The 18,204-nt window shown below is 64.5% G+C and carries 13 protein-coding genes; 8 read left to right on the top strand and 5 right to left on the bottom strand.

The annotated features are described in order from the left end of the window. The first annotated feature begins 14 nt into the window (after positions 1 to 14). Positions 15 to 1,802, top strand: coding sequence for a flavin-containing monooxygenase (locus ACE103_RS04295; RefSeq protein ID WP_375778454.1), 1,788 nt, complete (start codon positions 15 to 17; stop codon positions 1,800 to 1,802). Positions 1,803 to 1,926: 124 nt separating this feature from the next. After that, entirely contained in the window at positions 1,927 to 2,904 is a 978-nt protein-coding gene (locus ACE103_RS04290) for a peptidyl-alpha-hydroxyglycine alpha-amidating lyase family protein (protein ID WP_375778453.1), read from the top strand. 137 nt (positions 2,905 to 3,041) lie between these two features. Here the strand turns inward: ACE103_RS04290 and ACE103_RS04285 are convergent, their stop codons facing one another. Further along, entirely contained in the window at positions 3,042 to 3,974 is a 933-nt protein-coding gene (locus ACE103_RS04285) for an IS110 family transposase (protein ID WP_375777642.1), read from the bottom strand. A 229-nt stretch (positions 3,975 to 4,203) separates the two neighbouring features. Then, positions 4,204 to 5,964: a chloride channel protein gene (locus tag ACE103_RS04280; protein WP_375778452.1), complete on the bottom strand. Its 1,761-nt coding sequence runs from the start codon at positions 5,962 to 5,964 to the stop codon at positions 4,204 to 4,206. 192 nt (positions 5,965 to 6,156) lie between these two features. Here ACE103_RS04280 and ACE103_RS04275 point away from each other — a divergent pair, with 192 nt between their 5' ends. After that, complete coding sequence (locus ACE103_RS04275; RefSeq protein WP_016845270.1) at positions 6,157 to 6,714, top strand: HNH endonuclease; 558 nt, start codon at positions 6,157 to 6,159, stop codon at positions 6,712 to 6,714. Positions 6,715 to 7,021: 307 nt separating this feature from the next. On the opposite strand, the gene ACE103_RS04270 is transcribed toward ACE103_RS04275, so the two are convergent. Then, positions 7,022 to 8,290 carry an MFS transporter gene (locus ACE103_RS04270; RefSeq protein WP_375778451.1) on the bottom strand — a complete coding sequence of 423 codons (1,269 nt, stop codon included), beginning with the start codon at positions 8,288 to 8,290 and terminating at the stop codon, positions 7,022 to 7,024. Positions 8,291 to 8,380: 90 nt separating this feature from the next. Between ACE103_RS04270 and ACE103_RS04265 the strand changes: the two genes are divergently transcribed. Genes ACE103_RS04265 through ACE103_RS04250 form a run of 4 tightly spaced genes read left to right on the top strand, consistent with a single transcriptional unit; the run spans position 8,381 to position 12,004 of the window. Continuing rightward, the gene (locus ACE103_RS04265) at positions 8,381 to 8,884 is read left to right on the top strand and encodes a MarR family winged helix-turn-helix transcriptional regulator (RefSeq protein WP_223974256.1); all 504 of its coding nucleotides are present in this window, start codon (positions 8,381 to 8,383) and stop codon (positions 8,882 to 8,884) included. A gap of 2 nt (positions 8,885 to 8,886) precedes the next feature. Next, a complete protein-coding gene (locus ACE103_RS04260; protein ID WP_375778450.1) occupies positions 8,887 to 10,938 on the top strand; it encodes an FUSC family protein in 2,052 nt (683 codons plus the stop codon). Then, on the top strand, positions 10,935 to 11,141 hold the full coding sequence (locus ACE103_RS04255; RefSeq protein ID WP_223974259.1) for a DUF1656 domain-containing protein: 207 nt from the start codon (positions 10,935 to 10,937) through the stop codon (positions 11,139 to 11,141). Before ACE103_RS04260 ends, ACE103_RS04255 begins: the two co-directional genes overlap by 4 nt. Continuing rightward, positions 11,138 to 12,004, top strand: coding sequence for an efflux RND transporter periplasmic adaptor subunit (locus ACE103_RS04250; protein WP_375778449.1), 867 nt, complete (start codon positions 11,138 to 11,140; stop codon positions 12,002 to 12,004). Before ACE103_RS04255 ends, ACE103_RS04250 begins: the two co-directional genes overlap by 4 nt. A gap of 116 nt (positions 12,005 to 12,120) precedes the next feature. Here the strand turns inward: ACE103_RS04250 and ACE103_RS04245 are convergent, their stop codons facing one another. Both ACE103_RS04245 and ACE103_RS04240 read right to left on the bottom strand, forming a co-directional pair. Continuing rightward, the gene (locus tag ACE103_RS04245; RefSeq protein WP_375778448.1) at positions 12,121 to 12,987 is read right to left on the bottom strand and encodes a tetratricopeptide repeat protein; all 867 of its coding nucleotides are present in this window, start codon (positions 12,985 to 12,987) and stop codon (positions 12,121 to 12,123) included. Positions 12,988 to 13,061: 74 nt separating this feature from the next. Further along, positions 13,062 to 13,697: a FecR domain-containing protein gene (locus ACE103_RS04240; RefSeq protein ID WP_223974265.1), complete on the bottom strand. Its 636-nt coding sequence runs from the start codon at positions 13,695 to 13,697 to the stop codon at positions 13,062 to 13,064. A gap of 473 nt (positions 13,698 to 14,170) precedes the next feature. On the opposite strand from ACE103_RS04240, the gene ACE103_RS04235 reads away from it, so the two are divergent. Next, the gene (locus ACE103_RS04235; RefSeq protein WP_375778447.1) at positions 14,171 to 18,145 is read left to right on the top strand and encodes a DUF5801 repeats-in-toxin domain-containing protein; all 3,975 of its coding nucleotides are present in this window, start codon (positions 14,171 to 14,173) and stop codon (positions 18,143 to 18,145) included. The last annotated feature ends 59 nt before the right edge of the window (positions 18,146 to 18,204 follow it).

The following is an 18,204-nucleotide window of genomic DNA, read 5'->3' as shown; positions in this document are numbered from 1 at the left end:
ACGAGAAACGCTCAATGCTCGACAAGACGGACGATATTTCGGTCGCCGCCGACAATTGGCTTGTGCAGTTCGAGGATGCGCTGGCGGGCCCCGACGATGTGCTGCTGAAGCCGCTGTTCCATCCCGAGAGCTATTGGCGTGACGTGCTGGCGCTGAGCTGGAACATCCAGACCGTCAACCGCGCCTTTGCCATCATCGAGGAACTGCCGGCGCATGCCCTCCGCAGCGCGCCGCATGATTTCCGCATCGATGCCGAGCGCGCGCCGCCCCGCCGGGTGATGCGCGCCGGCACCAACGCGATCGAGGCGATCTTCAAGTTCGAGACGGCAGTCGGCCGCGGCCACGGCATCGTGCGGCTGATCCCCGACGCCGCCGATAGCGATCGGCTGAAGGCCTGGACGTTCCTGACGGCGCTGGAGGAGCTCAAGGGATTCGAGGAGCAGCAGGGACACACAAGGCCGCGTGGACAAGCCTATTCCCGCGACTTCCGTGGACCCAACTGGCTCGATCTGCGCAGGGCGTCCGCGGAATATGCCGGCCGCGATCCGGATGTGCTGGTGGTCGGCGGCGGACAGGCCGGGCTCGCGATCGCCGCGCGGCTGCAACAGCTCAAGATCGACGCGCTGATCGTCGACCGCGAGGCGCGCGTCGGCGACAATTGGCGCAAGCGCTACCACGCGCTGACGCTGCACAACCAGGTGCAGGTCAATCATTTGCCCTACATGCCATTTCCGCCGAACTGGCCGACCTACATCCCGAAGGACAAGCTCGCCAACTGGTTCGAATCCTATGTCGATGCCATGGAGCTGAACTTCTGGACCGGCACGGAATTCGTCGGCGGCAGCTACGACGAGACAAGGGGACGCTGGACCGTCGAACTGCGCCGCGCCGATGGCACGACGCGGAAGATACAGCCGCGCCACGTCGTGATGGCGACCGGCGTCAGCGGTATCCCCAGCGTGCCTGATATCCCGTCGCTGAAGAACTTCTCCGGCAAGGTGCTGCATTCCAGCGGTTACGAGGACGGCGAGCATTGGGCCGGCAAGCGCGCGCTTGTCATCGGCACCGGTAACAGCGGCCATGACATCGCGCAGGACCTGCATTCCTCCGGCGCCCAGGTGACGCTGGTGCAGCGCTCCTCGACGCTCGTCACCAATATCGAGCCGTCGGCGCAGCTGGCCTATGCCGCCTACAATGAAGGCTCGCTCGAGGATAACGATCTGATCGCGACCTCGATGCCGCTGGCGCTCGCCAAGCGCAGCCATGTGCTGCTGACCGAGCAGTCGAAAGAGCTCGACAGACCGCTGCTCGACGGTCTCGCACGGAAGGGCTTCAAGCTCGATTTCGGCGACGGCGGCACCGGTTGGCAGTTCAAATACCTGACCCGCGGTGGCGGCTATTACTTCAACGTCGGCTGCTCCGATCTCGTCGCGAGTGGCGCGATCGCCTTGAAGCAATTTGCCGATATCGAGGCTTTCGTGAGCGAAGGCGCGCGGCTGAAGACCGGCGAGACGGTGACCGCCGACCTCATCGTGCTGGCGACCGGCTACCGGCCGCAGGAAGAGCTGGTGAAGAGGCTGTTCGGCGCGGCAATGGCCGCGCGCGTCGGCCCGATCTGGGGCTTCGGCGACGGCCAGGAGCTGCGCAACATGTACACCCGCACGCCGCAGCCCGGCCTGTGGTTCATCGCCGGCAGCCTCGCGCAATGCCGCATCAACTCGCGCTATCTCGCGCTGCAGATCAAGGCGATCGAGGAAGGGCTGTTGCCGCGCGACGTCGGGCCTGTGGCGAGGTTGACATAACCGTCATCGTCATTCCGGGATGCGCGCAGCGCAGGCCCGGAATCCATAACCACGATCGGGAGTATGGATTCCGGGCTCGCGCTACGCGCGCCCCGGAATGACGAAAAGAGAGAGGGGACGAACAATGCCAACCATCCTCGGCACCGGCGAGCATCGCTACCGCGTGGTGGAGAACTTCGCAAAACTCCCCGACGGCTGGAGCCTGACGGATGTCGCCTCCGTCGCGGTCGACAGCAAGGACCGCGTCTATGTCTTCAACCGCGGCGAACACCCGATGGTGGTGCTCGACCGCGAGGGGAATTTCATCCGGAGCTGGGGCGAAGGCGTGTTCGCACGCGCGCACGGCCTGCATATCGACGCCGACGACAATCTCTACTGCACCGACGACGGCGACCACACCGTGCGCAAATGTTCAGCTGACGGCAAGGTGCTGCTGACGATCGGCATCCCGAACAAGCCGGCGCCGTTCATGAGCGGCGAACCGTTCCATCGCTGCACCCATACCGCGCTGTCGCCGAACGGCGAGATCTACGTCTCCGACGGCTACGGCAATGCCTGCGTGCACAAATACACGCCGGACGGCAGGCTGATCAAAACTTGGGGCGAGCCCGGCACCGATCCCGGCCAGTTCAACATCGTGCACAACATCGTGACCGACGCCGACGGCTGGGTCTATGTCGCCGACCGCGAGAACCATCGCGTCCAGGTGTTCGACGGCAACGGTAAATACGAGACGCAGTGGAACAATCTGCACCGGCCCTGCGCGCTGTGCTGCTGCGGCGGCGGCAAGCGGCCGAACTTCGTGATCGGCGAGCTCGGCCCGGGAATGGCCGTCAACCGCAAGGTCCCTAATCTCGGCCCACGGCTGTCGATCGTGGATGGCACCGGCAAGCGCATCGCCCGGCTCGGCGGCGAGCACGGCCCCGGCGTCGAGACCGGCAGATTCCTGGCGCCGCACGGCATCGCGCTGGACTCGCGCGGCGACATCTACGTCGGCGAAGTCGGCGTCACCGACTGGAAGACCAGCTTTCCGGACACCGAGATGCCGGCCGCGGTGCGGATGACGCGCTGCCTGCAGAAACTGGAGCGGGTGACGGTGTAGTTTTGTAAAGGCCGCCCTTTGTCTTACCCCGTCACCCTGAGGAGCGCGCAGCGCGTCTCGAAGGGTCGACGGCCACCAGCCGGGCCGTGCATCATTCGAGACGCGCGTTCCGCGCTCCTCAGCGACTGTGTTCTTCGTCAAGCGGGTTGCCATGGTTTTTGGTCCCTGAGCATGGCGTTGAGGGTGGTGAGAACTTTGCGCGCAACGGCGATGAGGGCGACCATCTTGGGCTTTCCAGCGGTCACCAGGCGCCGATAGAAGACCTTGAGCTGCGGATGGTACCGGCTGGCCGACAGAGCGGCCATGTAGAGCCCGGCGCGCAGCTTGGCTCTTCCGCCGCCGATCATGCTCTTGCCCTTCCAGCGGCCCGACTGGCGGGTGAACGGGGCAAGACCGGCGAGGCTCGCGATCTGGCGCCGATTGAGTGCGCCGAGCTCCGGCACCTCGGCAAGGAAGGTCCGCGCGAGGGTGTTGCTCACGCCAGGAAAGCTGACCAGCAGTTCCTCCTTGGCGCGCCAGACTGGCGAGCCGCGCACCAGCGTGTCGATGTCGTTGTCGATCTCCGGCAGCTCCTTCTCGAGGACCTTGATATGGCGGGCAAGGCTCTTGCGGACACGGACGTTCTCGGCCCGCTTCTCGCGCTGACGCTCGGCAACGATCATCTCGATGATCTGCCGTCGGCGACTGACCAGTTCAGCCAGCAGCCGAGCTTCCTGATCCGGCATGGCACGTGGCTCCGGCTTTACGGCCTCGACAAACCGCGCGATGACTGCCGCATCGATCGGGTCCGTCTTGGCACGCTGACCAACCGCCTGCGCGAAGTGCCGGATCTGGGCCGGATTGACCACCACCAGCGGCAGCTGAGCGCCCGCCAGCGCAGCAGCGACGATGGTCTCGAAGCCGCCGGTTGCCTCCACCGCAATCAGCGCCGGCGAGATCACCTGCAAGCGCGCAACGAGCTCCTCCAAGCCTTTGCCGTCACGTGCCACGGCAAAGGCTTCTCCGCTTGGACGCACATGCACGTCCAGCCGGTCCTTCGACACATCAATGCCAACGTAGATCGCGTCCATCTGCACCCATCCTTGCGCAACCGGGCTCGCCAGGCGGCCCTCGCGACTGTTCGGGTTCAATGGAACAACGGACGGGGCGCCGCGCTGAGGCACGGGCTTCAAAGCCCTTGGATGAAGCGGTCTCCCGTCCGCTACCGCACCGGACACTCTATCCGATCCGGCGATTCGAGACTTACAAGGATGACGGGGCTGATAGCTTGCGACGGGCCCAACAGAGCGCCCGCCGCAATCAAATCTCGCCGATCACCTCGCGACGGCGCTGCTCGGATTCTTCCGCATAGCGCCGCATCGCGTGCGCTTCGGTGAGCAGGCCGATCGGCCGCCGGTCGCCGTCGTCCTCGACCACGGCAAGCGATTCCGCTTCGGCGGCGTCGAACACCGCGATCGCCTCCTGCACGTTCATGCCGGGATGCAGCACCACGTCGGCGTAGCGCAGGATGCCGGCAAGTCCCTTGTCGGCCTCGAGATCGGGCGCGTGCGCTTCGGCAACCAGCGCGAGCCCGGCATAACGTCCCTCGCCGTCGACCGCGACGACCTGCGTCTTCGAGCCGGGCGGGAATTCCTCGCGGAACGCCTCGATCGGCATCGCGGCGTTCACCGTCGTCATGTCCTGCCGCATCATCTTGCCGACCGTGAGATCGCGGATCCAGCCGATATCGGCGGCGCTGCGGATGGTCTCGCCGCGCAGATGCAGCCGCCAGGTCGCGAACGAATAGCCGAACAGCTCGCGCGTGATCGTGGTCGAGATGATGACCGCGACCAGCACTGCGGTGGTGAGCCAGAGATTGCCGGTGGATTCCAGCGCGATGAACGACATCGTCAATGGACCGCCGATCACCGAGGCCGACAGCGCGCTCATCCCGATTACGGCATAGGCGTTGGGATCGAGATTGAGCCCCGGCCACACGATGTCGACGCCGGCGGCAAACAGCCGGCCGCCGAGCGCGCCCATGAACAGCGTGGCGAAGAACAATCCGCCGCGGAAACCCGAGCCGAGCGACACGATCGAGGCAACCGCCTTCAGCGCGAACACGCCGGCGATGAAGGTGAGCGGCATCGCCACGATGCCGGCGAAGCGCAGCGCGCCATGGCCCGACGACATCACCTGCGGCGTCAGCAGCGCCATGGCGCCGACCGCTAGCCCGCCGAGCGCCGGCCGCAGCGGCGGCCAGAGCCGGGTCTTGGCGAGCAGCGTCTCGCACAGCGCCACCCCGCGCATGATCGCAATGCCGGTCAGGGCCGCGACCACGCCGAGCAGCGCGGCGATCGCAAGATCCCGCCCGAGCACGTCGCCGACGGTTCCGACGCCGACGCCGAGCGGCAGCGGCTCGAAGGCATGGGCGACGAAATAGCCGGTCACCGCCGCCACGCCGACCGGGGTCAGACTCGCCGGCGTATAACCGCCGATCACAAGTTCGAAAGCATAGAACGCGCCGGCCAGCGGCGCGCTGAAGGCCCCGGCGATCGCCGCCGCCGCGCCGCAGCCGACCATGATTCGCTGGTCGTTGCGGCGGAGATGAAAGCCGCGGCCGAGCGAGGCGGCCAGACCGCTGGACAACTGGGTATAGCCGGCCTCGAGCCCGACCGAGCCGCCGACGCCACTCGACCAAATCGTCTGCAGCGCCACGATCACGCTGCCGCGGAACGACATCCGGCCGCCATACAGCGCGTTGGCCTCGATCGGGTCGATTTCCCGGGCCGGCCGGACCCGAAGCAGCAGCAGGAACGCTACACCAAGCACCAGTCCGCCGACCGTCGGAACCACGAGCGCCCGCACGGGATCGATGCTGAGCTGGCTCGACAGCCGTTCGCCCAGCGGCAGATTGAACAGCACCGAATGCAATACCGTGACCAGGCTGCTCATGACCGCGACCACGAGGCCGCCGATGGCGCCGATCAGCACCGCCAGCACCACGAGGCTCGTCTCGTGCGCACGCACGAATGCGCGCAACCTGCGCGGCGCCTCGAGATAGCTTGTGGTCGTGGTCATCGGCAGGGTCCGTCACTGGCCGACAGGGCCTTGCGGCTCCCTTTACGGGCCTCGCGGGCGGGAGGCAATCGGGGCAGGAACATGGCAGGGCATGGCGGATAAGCCGCTCATTGCTCTTCACAATCCCGTCACGCTGCCTGTAGTATGTGAGTGCATGCTGCTTCGCAGCTAATGGGAGATCAGGAGCGTTATTTGAACGCACATGTCTCGCAAGGCGGTTGGCCGGTGCTGGTCTTGAATGCGGACTTCCGGCCGCTGAGTTATTACCCGCTGTCGCTGTGGTCCTGGCAGGACGCGATCAAGGCGGTGTTCCTCGATCGTGTCAACATTGTCGAATATTACGACCGGGCGGTACGAAGTCCTTCCTTCGAAATCCAACTGCCGAGCGTCGTCTCCCTCAAATCCTTCGTCAAGCCGACCACCCACCCCGCCTTCACCCGGTTCAACGTTTTCCTTCGCGACCGATTCAGCTGCCAATATTGCCTGTCGGGCGACGACCTCACCTTCGATCACATCATTCCGCGCAGCAAGGGTGGCCAGACCACCTGGGAGAACGTCGTCGCCGCCTGCTCGCCCTGCAATCTGCGCAAGGGCAATCTGACCCCGCAGCAGGCCAAGATGTTTCCGAAGCAGACGCCCTACGCGCCGACGGTGCATCAACTCCACCGCAACGGCCGGCTGTTCCCGCCGAACTATCTGCACGAGAGCTGGCTCGATTATCTCTACTGGGATACTGAGCTCGATCCGTAGGGCGCGCTGGCGGCGCGGAGGATATGTGCCGGGACTCGTCGGAGCGGCACTCGCTCAGGGATGAACGACGATCAGACCAAACGTTGGTTGCGACTGCAGCGCCGCCTCGTGTTCCGGCACCGCGCCTTCGCCATGGCGTTGACGCGCGTCGCCGAAGTGAACGACGCCGTTATGCGCGGTGAATCTATGTCGGCGGCCTCGCCGGCGAGGACTGTTGAGAGCGGGCAGCGCGCTGCGTCGAGCGGTTATCACGCGGTCGCTCGTCTTTGGCCATCGCGGGACCTTATTCGACTGTTGGCGCGCGTCGTCAACGCAGCATCTGCCCGTTGCTTTCCGGCTGGTCCAGCTCCGGCCCTGGCTGTCCCGGCGGGAGCAGTTGCCCGGCCATGACCACGCCGAGCATTGCGATCGCCGCCATCACCAGCGTCCAGCTGACGTAGAGCTGGTGACCGATCAACGCGCCGCTCAGCAGCGGAGCGCAGATGTTGGCGCCCGACATCAGCGACTGGTTGACGCCCATGATCATGCCCTGCCGGTTGATCGCGGTGCTGCGCGACAGTTCGGCGGTCAGCGTGCTGCGGGCGAACATCATGCCGACGATGATCAGCGTCAGGAATACCGCAAGCAGGCTGATCCGGTCGGCGAACGCAAGTCCGACCAGTCCGGCTGCCATGCAGGCGAACGCCGCCACGACAATGATGCGGTCGGAAGCGAAGATATTCGCGCGCGTGATCAGGGCACATTGCACGACCATGTTGATGAAGCCGGCATAGGCGAATACGGCGCCGAGCTCGCGGGCGCCGAAGGCATGCCCGTTCCAGCTGAACCGCGCCGACAGGAACAGGCCGATCTGCGACAGGAACATCGAATTGACGAAGAAGAACACGATGAGCAGACCGAGCACGCGCCACGCATAACGCAACCCGAGGATCGTGTGCGCGGGCGTCGGCTCGGGCACCCGCTGCTGATAGAGCGGCTCTGCGGCCGGATGATCCGGCGACAGCAGAGCGATCGTGGCGACGATGCTGATCAGCGACAACGCTGCGGCAGCCCATACCGGCGCGGTGTCGCCGTAGTGGACGAGGAGGCCCGACAGCGCGGGGCCGACCAATAGGCCGGTCCCGATCGCGCCGCTGGTCATGCCGAGCGCCTGCTTGCGGGCCTGCGGCGCGCTGTGCTCGGCCGCATAGGCGTGTGCCACCGAGATGTTGCCTGACGTCAGCCCGTCGACGATCCGGGCCAGGAACACCAGCGTCAGGTTGCCCGCGACGGCAAGCAGCACGAATCCGATGCAGGTGCCGATCTGGCTGACGAGAAGCACCTTGCGGCGACCGTAGCGGTCGGACAGTGCGCCGACGATCGGGCCGGCGATCAGCTGGCAAAGCGCATAGACCGAGATCAGCGCACCGATCACGAATGGTGTCGCCCCAAGCCGCTGCGAGTAGAACGGCAGCAACGGCAGAATGATCCCCAATCCCGTCGCATCCACGGCCACGACGATGAAGGTCGGCACCAGCTCCAGCGTGCTGTCGCCCCGGAATTCTTCGCCCGCTCCTGCCGTGGAGCTCGTGCCCATTGCCGCTTGCTCGATCGCTTTTGCGTGATCACCAGGAATGTTCCGGACTATATAGTTGCAGCCTAATAGTTTGTATCCTATCTAATTTGCATGCCTCCTTCGCAATCCCATATCCACGCCGAGATCGGCCGCCTGATCACCAGGCTCGCGCGGATCTGGCGTCGCGAGTCGGATCAGGCGCTGTCCGATCACGGCCTGTCCTACGCGACGGCGATTCCGCTGCTGGTGCTGTCGCGGCAGGGGGAGAATGTCCGTCAGGGTGTGCTCGCCGATGAACTTGGGATCGAGGGGCCTTCGCTGGTGCGGCTGATCGATCTGCTGCAGACCGAAGGCCTGGTCGAGCGTCGCGAGGACCCGACCGACCGGCGCGCCAAGACGCTGCATCTCACCGCGGCCGGCGACGCCAAGGTCGAGGAGACCAACCGGGTGCTGCGCCGCGTGCGGGCCAGCGTGCTGAAGGATATCGGCAGCGAGGAACTTGCGGTAACCTTCGAGACGCTGCAGCGCATCGACGAGCGAGCGAGCCGCCTGCACGATGCCAAGAGCGCTGCAGCCAAGACCGCTTCAGATAAGACCGCTCCAGGGGCGAAATAGTCATGCGCGCGGAAGAGCCGTTCCTGGTCCGCCACGCGGATCTCATCTTCGCGTTGAAGACGTTCGCCGCGTCGATGCTGGCGCTTGTCATCGCATTGGCGATCGATCTACCGCGGCCCTATTGGGCGATGGCGACGGTCTACATCACGTCACAGCCGCTGGCCGGCGCGACCAGCTCGAAAGCGTTCTTCCGCGTGATCGGCACTCTGGTCGGCGCGAGCATGACGGTCGCCCTGGTGCCGAACCTGGTCAACGCGCCGGAGCTGCTGTGCCTCGCGATCGCGCTCTGGGTCGGACTGTGCCTTTATCTGTCGCTGCTCGACGGCACGCCGCGCAGCTATGTCTTCATGCTGGGCGGATACACCGTCGCACTGATCGGCTTTCCGTCGGTCGCTGACCCGGGCAGCATCTTCGATGTCGCGCTGGCGCGGGTCGAAGAGATCTCGCTCGGCATCATCTGTGCCAGCCTCGTCTCGACTGTGGTGTTTCCGCGCAGCGTCGCGCCGGCGGTCGGCGGCCGTGTCAGGAGCTGGCTGTCGGATGCGCGCCGCCTCTCCCGCGACGTGCTGCTTGATCACGGGACCAGCGAGACGCGCCGGGCCCAACGCCTTCGCCTCGCGACCGACATCGTCGAGACCGATACGCTAATGACCCATGTCGCCTATGACCGGCTGGCCGACGTCGGCACCGTGCGCGGCCTCGGCGAGGTCCGGCTGCGCATGCTGATGCTGCTGCCGATCATCACGTCGATCGAAGACCGGCTTGCCGGGCTCGGCGAAGCGGCGGTGCAAAGGCAGCCGGAGCTGCGGCACCTGATCGACGATCTCGCCGCATGGATCGTGGACGACGATCGCCAGCGGCAATCCGGCGACGCGATCCGCGCTGCGATCGCCGAGCGGCAATCTGCCCTCGACGGCCTGGTGCCGCGCGAACGCATCATCACGATCAGCCTGCTGCTCCGGCTCCGCGAGCTTGTCGACATCTCGGCCGACTGCCGCGCAATCGGCGATGCGATTGCCGCGGGGAAGGATATTTCCGCCGTCCCGCTGGCGTTCCACCCGGAGTCGGGGGCCGCACCGGTCCGTCACCGCGACCACGGCATGGCGCTGTGGTCGGCCGCAGGGGCGGCGGTCGCCATCCTGATCTGCTGCGGGTTGTGGATTGCGACCGGATGGCCGGATGGCGCCTCGGCGCCGATGATGGCGGCGGTCGCTTGCTCCTTCTTCGCCGCGCAGGACGAGCCGGCGCGCAGCATCCGGGCCTTCGGCCTGTTCTCGCTGGTCGCGATCGTCGTCGTCGCGATCTATCAGTTCGCGCTGGTGCCGGGCATCTCCCATGTCGAGGTTCTGATCGCCGCGCTGGCGCCGACCTTCCTGCTGTACGGATTCCTGATCGCGCGGCCCAAGACCGCGCCGATCGGCATGGCGCTCGCCGCCAACACCGCGACGCTGCTGGCCCTGCAATCGACCTACAGCGCGGATTTTGCCAGTTTTGCCAACACATCGGTCGCCTTCTTCCTCGGTGTCGTCATCGCCGAGATCGTGACGCGGGTCGCGCGCGGCGTCGGCGCCGAATGGATCGCCAAGCGGCTGATGACGTCGGGCTGGCAGACGCTGGCGGTCGCGGCCGAGCGGCGCGGCCACGGCGATCGCGCGCAGTTTGCCGGCCTGATGCTGCATCGGCTCGGCCTCCTGGTGCAGCGCATCGCCTTCATCTCCGAGAGCGACCGCCGCGATGCCGACAGCCTGGTCCAGCTGCGCATCGGGCTCAACATCATCGACCTCAGGCGGGCCCGTTACGGCCTCGCCGCATCGACCGTGCGTGCCATCGACGACATGCTGGACGACCTCGCGGCGTCGTTTCGCGCCCATGCCGACGAGGCAATGCCGGCCGAGCTGCTGTCATGCGTCGATGCGGCGCTCGCCGCGGTCGTCAAGGATCCCAATGAGCGCGCGCGGGACGATGCATTGCTCGGCCTCGTCGGCATCCGCCGCGGCCTGTTTCCGGATGCACCTGCGTATCGATCGCAGCCCGAGGAGAGTTTTGCTGCATGAGATATGAGCTCGACATCTACGGTGTCCTGGTTCCGGCGCTGCTGCTGTGGCTGATCGTGGCCTATGCGCTGAGCGCGGTGGCGACCCGGATCATGCGGCGCTTCGGGCTCTACCGGCTGGTCTGGCATCGCGCGCTGTTCAATTTCGCCCTGTACGTATGCCTGCTGGGTGTCGTCGTCTATCTTTCGGAGTTTCTGCCATGAAAGGGAATTTCGCCTGGCTCGGCCGGGTTGCGCTGACCGCGATCGCGCTCGTCGCTGCGCTCGCCGTCGGCCGCGCGCTCTGGGTCTACTACATGGAGTCGCCATGGACTCGCGACGGCAGGGTCCGCGCCGACGTGGTGCAGGTAGCTCCCGACGTCTCCGGATTCGTCACCGACGTGCTGGTCAAGGACAATCAGCAAGTGCATCGCGGCGATATCCTGTTCCGGATCGATCGCGCCCGCTTTGCCCTGGCATTGCAGCAGGCCGACGCTGCGGTCGCCGGCCATCGCGCGACACTGGATCAAGCCGACGCCGACCTCAAGCGCTACAGTGCGCTGACCACCGATGCGGTTTCGCAGCAGAAGCAGGAGCAGGTCCTGGCTACGCAGCTCCAGGCCAAGGCCGCCTACGACCAGTCGGTCGCCGATCGCGCGGTGGCGCAGCTCAACCTCGATCGCAGCGAAGTGCATGCATCTGTCAACGGCACCATCACCAATATGGACCTGCGGCCCGGCGCCTACGTCACCGCGGGCAAGGGCGTGATGGCGCTGGTCGACACCGACACGCTGCATGTCGAGGGCTATTTCGAGGAAACCAAGCTCGCGCGCATTCGCGTCGGCGACAAGGCGCAGATCCGGCTGATGGGTGAGCCGGTCCGGCTCACCGGACATGTCGAGAGCATTGCCGCCGGCATCGCGGACCGTGACCGTACGGACGGCGCGAACCTGCTCGCTAACGTCAATCCAACCTTCAGCTGGGTCCGGCTCGCACAACGCGTTCCGGTGCGCATCGCGCTCGATCACCTGCCGGATCGCATCGCACTGGTCGCCGGCCGTTCGGCAACGGTCGAGATCATGGACTAGAGCAATTTTCGTCCTGATTGAATCAGGACCGAAGCTCTAGACTCTTGTTTTGACGCGTTTTCTTCACGCGAACCGGCGTCCACTTCGCTCGAAAACGCTCTAGCCGACCATGCTCGCTATTGCACGCCGTAGCGCGTGAAGTCGTCGCCGATGCTGTCCTGGATCACCTTGGCCGCGGAGATGTCGACATTGCCGCCGGCCTTGTCGCCCTGCTTCAGCTTCGCCAGCCCGCGTCCATAGAGTGCGCTTGCGAGCTTCGGATCGATGCGTAGTGCTGCGCTATAGTCGTCGATGGCTGCGCCAAGCTGGCCGGTCTTCAGATAGATCAGGCCGCGCGAGTCGTAGGTGGCGGCATTGGCCGATCCCGATTGCAGCGCCTTGTTGCAGTCTTGCAGCGCCTCCTGCAACGCGCCGAGAATGGCCCGGCTCCAGCAGCGTCCGTTCCACACGCCGTCGAGGTTCGGCTCGAGGCGAATAGCCTGATCGTAATCCTGCACGGCGTGGGCATAATCTTGTTTCTTCAGATAGGCACCGGCGCGATTGGCAAAGGCTTCGCCGTAATTCGGGTTGAGCTTGATGGCCTGATCGAACGCGTCGGTCGCGCGATCGTATTCGCGCTTCCTGAAGTAGGCCACGCCGCGGTTGTTGAACGGCTTGGTGTAGGTTGGATTGAGCTCGGTGGAACGATCAAAATCCCCGATGGCGCGGTCATAGTCTTCCTTGGCGGCGTAGGCGTTGCCGCGGTTGTTGTAGGCGATCGCAAGGCCGGCCGGCGTCATGTCCTGCCCCGCATCGATCAGCGCCGTGCAGGCGCCGATGCGCGCGTCGGCCAGCGCGTGATCGACGCCGCTGCACAGCTCGATGTTGCGCAGATAGTTGCTCTTTTGCTTCGGGTTCTGCGCGCCCGCCGGCGATGCAAGCAACAGCAGGATGAACAGCGCCGTCAGGCCGCCACTCCCGCAGGAACCTGCACGAGGCTTCATGTCGGGCTCCGGTTTTGACGACGCCGCGTCACTGGTTTCCATGAATGGCCGCTCAAACCCGACGCCCTGCTCGCCTAGCACCCTCGACAAATATTCGGATTGAACCTGTGGTAGGTGTTCTGCTCGGGCTGCGGCGCCGCGCGTGTCGCGGGCTTCCTGAGAAGCTTGCTCTTGCCCTCTTCCACGAGCGTCGCGAACCTGACCGTTCCATCGTCGGATATTTCGATGCGCGGCGTGGTGCCTCGAATTCCCATCGTCGCGGCGGGTGTGTCGATCTTCATGTCACCGGTCTTCGCAATATTGCCGGCAACGAAGGTGAACGTTCCATTGGCCAGCTTGAACAAGGTCGAATTCGACTTGCCGTTCGGATCGTAGACGAACTCGGTCAGGGTCATCTTGGCGTTGCTCGACAGATTGAACGAGGTGCCATCGGTGAAGTTGATCCCGACGCGTCCATCGACTCCGGTCTTCACCACGTCGCCCATATAGACGGGATCGCCAACCTTCGCTGGGGGCAATTGATCAGACAGCGCGGCCTGAACGACGACCGCACTGGGATGTTCGATCGTGACTGAACCCGTGACCGTCACGACCTTCCCGATGAACTTCGCTGAGGAATCCTGAACAGCGGGCTGGGCCGGTTCGGTTTGCGCCAGCACCGGAACGGACGTCAGTGCGGCGACGAGCGTGAAAACGGTGCCGGCGAGCAATTGAACAACAATATGAATGCGCACGATCCCCTCCCTCGAGAAGATCTTGTCGTGTCGCGGCTCGATGGTGATGTGGACCGCCGGGCCGAGACCGCAGGACCTTGAGTGCCAAGTTGCAGCGGACAGGCCTAAACGCCTGTACCAGTTCGACTAAAAATTAATAGGTGGACAATAATCTTGGTGAATATACACTAAATCTAGTGGGGCTCCACTCGCTATAAAGGACAGCAGTTCTGTCATTTTTGCGATAGCTCCCCGCCGTACTGGAATCCTATTTCGACGACCGAATTTAATTTCAATCAGGACGTTTCTGCGGGCAAGCCTAAGGCTGCCGGTGCGGGGTCATTTCACCTCGTTGCGGGCGCAAGCCAGACCAAGAAACATACGGCGCCGCGTTCCGCCTGAGCTGTTTAGCAGGCGAAAAGCCAATGTTAGTCGCGTCCGGCGTAGCGTTCGGGGACGCGTGTCTGGCCATGTTCGGCCAGTTGCCCCGAATGGTTGGCGTTGTTCAAACGGCCGCCGGCTGCGGCACGATCACGCGTGCACGCGGCGTTGCCATTCAAATCGTGCCCGGCGATCCCGTTTGCCAGGGTGACGTCATCGAGATCGCAGCCGGCGGCCGGGTCGCAATCCGCATGGTCGATGGCACGGTGCTCGACCTGCCGGCTGACACTCGACTGGAATTGGGCGACTTGGAAGACCGAGGTCGCACCCTCCGCCCGGGGAGGTTCGCCAAGGCCAGAAGCATCTTGCGCATGATCAGCAGCCGGCTGGCAGGTTCAACCGTCCTGGCGGCGGACACGCCTGTTGGCACCATTCGGGCCAGCGGCCTTGGCATGCTGTCGTTCGCGGCGCTGACACTCTCACTCCTGGAGGACGCGCGGGCTGCGGAGCCGAACGTCACGATCCTCGACGACGACAAGATCAACTACAAGGACCTCCACCACGGTGTGTTCGAGCTGGTGACCAAGGAGGCGATCCCCAGACACATCGTCGTCGACGATCCCGGAGTGACGATCATCTTGAGCCCCAAAGGGTCGTCGGTCGGGGTGAACCAGGTCACGAATAGCCCGACCCACATGGAGGAATTGCGCGACGCCCAGCAGGAGGCGCTTGCCAATTTCCAGAAGGGAACGGGATCAAAAGGGTCCGGCATGCCGGCTCCCGAAGGGTCGCCGCTGCTGCAACCCATCAATTTTATTCAGCCTGCCTCGCCGTCGCCGACGCAAGATCCGCTCGGGCCGCTGCCGGTCGTGACCTTGGCGCATATCGAGTTCTTCAAGCCGCCGCCGGCGCCGCCCGTGCCGCCGAGCCTGAACCTTGGCGCAGGACCGACGGAAGTCGATACGTCGGCATTCGATGACTTCAAAACCACGAGTGGGACCTTTTCCGCGAGCAGCCAAAGCGGCGCGCTGACCTTCGGTATCAGCGGTGGAACTGTGGGCAGCGTGGTAGTGGGTCAGTCGACATACAACGTATCGAGCGTTGGTCAGTTCGGCACGCTTTACGTCAACAGCATCTCCGGAAACTATACCTTCGTTCCGAACAATGACGCGATCAACGCGTTGAAGGTCAACGCGATCCAAAACTTCGTCATCACCGTGGGGGACGGCACGCTCTCGACGAGTGAGAGCTTCAACATTACCATCGTTGGTGTCGACGACGCCTCCATCATCTCCGGCGCCAAGGCTGGCGCGGTTGTGGGGGCAGTCGGCGTCAGCGGAGCCTCGCCCGGCCTGCTCATCGCGAGCGGCACGCTCACCGACACCGATGTCGACGACCCCGCCAACACCTTCACCGCGGTGAACGTGCCGACGACAAGCGCGGGCGGCCATGGCACATTCACGCTAACGACGGGCGGCGTGTGGACCTATACGCTCAACAACGCCGACAGCTCCGTGCAAGCCCTCCACGTCGGCGACACGCTGACCGACAGCTTCACGGTGACCACGATTGGCGGAACCCCGCAGGTGGTGACGATCACCATCCACGGCCCGCTGATCGAGGCCAGACCGGCGCCGTCGCTGACGCTGAGCGAGACCCATCTCACGGCGACGGCGCTGGACGACAACATCGCCGGCTCGGCACCGAACGCCGCGTTGACGACGACCTCTGGCGAGTTCTCGGCGGCATTCGTTACCGAAGCGGGTCTGGCGGTCAGCTACGGGCTGACGATCACCGGCGGCAACGGTGCAGCGTCGGGGCTGATCGACTCGCACACCGGCCTCTCCGACGTGCTGGTTCTGAACGGTAACACCATCGAAGGCCATGTCGGCACAGCAAGCGGCACGCTCGCGTTCACCATCACGGTCGATCCGGGCACCGGACGCGTAACCTTCGTCGAACACCGAGCGGTGGAACAACCGCTTGGCACCAGCCCGGACAGCGGCGAAGCGATCGCGCTGGGGACAGGCATTGTAAACCTGATCGCGACAGTGACGAACGGCGACGGCCAGTACCAGGATGTAAGCATCGATCTCGGCAAGCAGCTGACGATCACCGACGATGGCCCGAGCATCAAGGCGAACGCAACCGCCCCGTCACTGACGCTGAGCGAAACGCATCTGACGGCGACGGCGCTGGACGACCACATCGCGGGCTCGGCGCCGTGCGCGGCGCTGACGACGATTTCGGCCGATTTCTCGACGGCATTCACTGCGGTTCAAGGCGCCGATGGCGCGACGACCCACTATGCGCTGGCGATCAACGGCGGTAACGGCACAGCGTCGGGCCTGATCGACTCGCACACGGGCTGCGCCGACGTGCTGGTCCAGCACGGCAACACCATTGAAGGCCATGTCGGCACGGCAAGCGGGGAACTGGCATTCACCATCGCGCTCGATCCGGCCACGGGAAGCGTGACTTTCACCGAGTATCGCGCGGTGACGCATCCGCCTTGCACCAGCGCCGACGAAGCCGCGTCGCTGACCGCCGGCATCGTGAACCTGGTTGCCACCATCACGGACAAGGATGGCGATAGCCAGAGCGCGAGCATCGACCTCGGCAAGCAATTGACGATCACGGACGATCACCCGACCATTTGCGGCTTCCCGGAGACCTTCGTCGCCGCTCAGGACAATCAGACCGCAAACGGCACTTACCATGTCGATTTCGGCGCGGATGGCGACGCCGCGATGCGCGTTGCCGTCCACGATGGCGCAGTCGGCTGCACGGGATACGATCTGGCCACGTCATCCCTGGGTGACGGCATCACCTCGGTGCACGTCACCGGACATGGCGATGACTACAGCTTCTACTATACGACCCATGAGGTGGGCGGCGGTGTCGAACTCGATGCGTATCTCGGCGATTGCGGTGGCACGCTGACCGATCCGTACTTCAAGTTGCTGATCGATCCGGATGGAACCTATTGCTTTGATCTTGAGCACGCCGGACTGTCGAAGAACGTCACCGTTAGCGGATCCGATTTCGACGCCCCGGCCTGCGGCACGCCGTCATTGACCGCTCCGGACGGACAATTGGTGATTACCGGGTCCGACTGCACCGGCCATCCGCTCGACGTCAAAGCGTCGGAGTGCGGTATCGCGGTCGGTGACAGCGGACTGCAGATGGATCCCACTGAGCAGTTGAATCTCGCGTTCTCCGGGAAGCAGTCGCAGGTCAGCTTCGATCTCACGCAATGGCAGGGTTATGGCACCGCCGGCGTGATCCTCAAGGTTCTTGACGGCAGCGCCGACGTTCACGACTTCTGCATCGATGTTCCCAAACCGCTTTGCGGCAGTGCCAGCTTCGTGGTCCACGAGACATCGGACGCTTCGTTGATCGACACCTACACTTTTGATGCCGCGACGACGACGTACACGCTGTACGTTGACAAGGCATTCAATCAAGTCCAGGTCGACTACGATCGGCCGGAGGCCGGGCACCCCACCTTCGCGGTCAACAACATCAACTATATTGAAAAGACGAGTATCAACGCGGATCTCCTGTTCGATGTAACTGCGGTCGACGGAGATGGCGACTCGGCTACGACCAATCTTCAGGTCGATATTCAGTGCCATACGGCGGGAATGGACGCCTTCACATTCGCGCCCAGCCCGGACAGTGCTGCTGCACCACCGGTCGGCGGCAGCACCAGCGCTCCAGCGCCCGTCAGCGCTGCATCAACGAGCGGCCACGAAGACGCAGCATGGTCGCAGGCCATGGTGCCCTTCGTAGGGGACGGAACGTCCGGAACCGAGCAGTCCTTTCATTTCGCGGAGCAGCTTCCGAGCCTTGAACAGCAGGGAGCTTCGGCCCCTCTACAATTCGATCAAGCCGCCGCGTGGTTCGGTCACAGCCAGGATTTCGCCGGCTTTCGCCTGGCACAAGGGGCTGCAGATGGAACGCCACCAACTGGCCCGGCGATCGCGGAGCACCAGCCAGTTTATTCCTCAATCAACATGGACGCCGTCGTGACCCATACGCCTCACGATCTGATCGTCTAGCTATCCCCCGCGCTCAGGGCCAGCATCTGGCCCGCGTCGGATCTTGACGCGGGCCAGGA

The sequence above is a fragment of the Bradyrhizobium sp. ma5 genome (genome assembly GCF_042258955.1).
In the GTDB taxonomy this organism is placed as follows: domain Bacteria; phylum Pseudomonadota; class Alphaproteobacteria; order Rhizobiales; family Xanthobacteraceae; genus Bradyrhizobium.
This window is presented reverse-complemented; position numbering and strand designations above follow the sequence as displayed.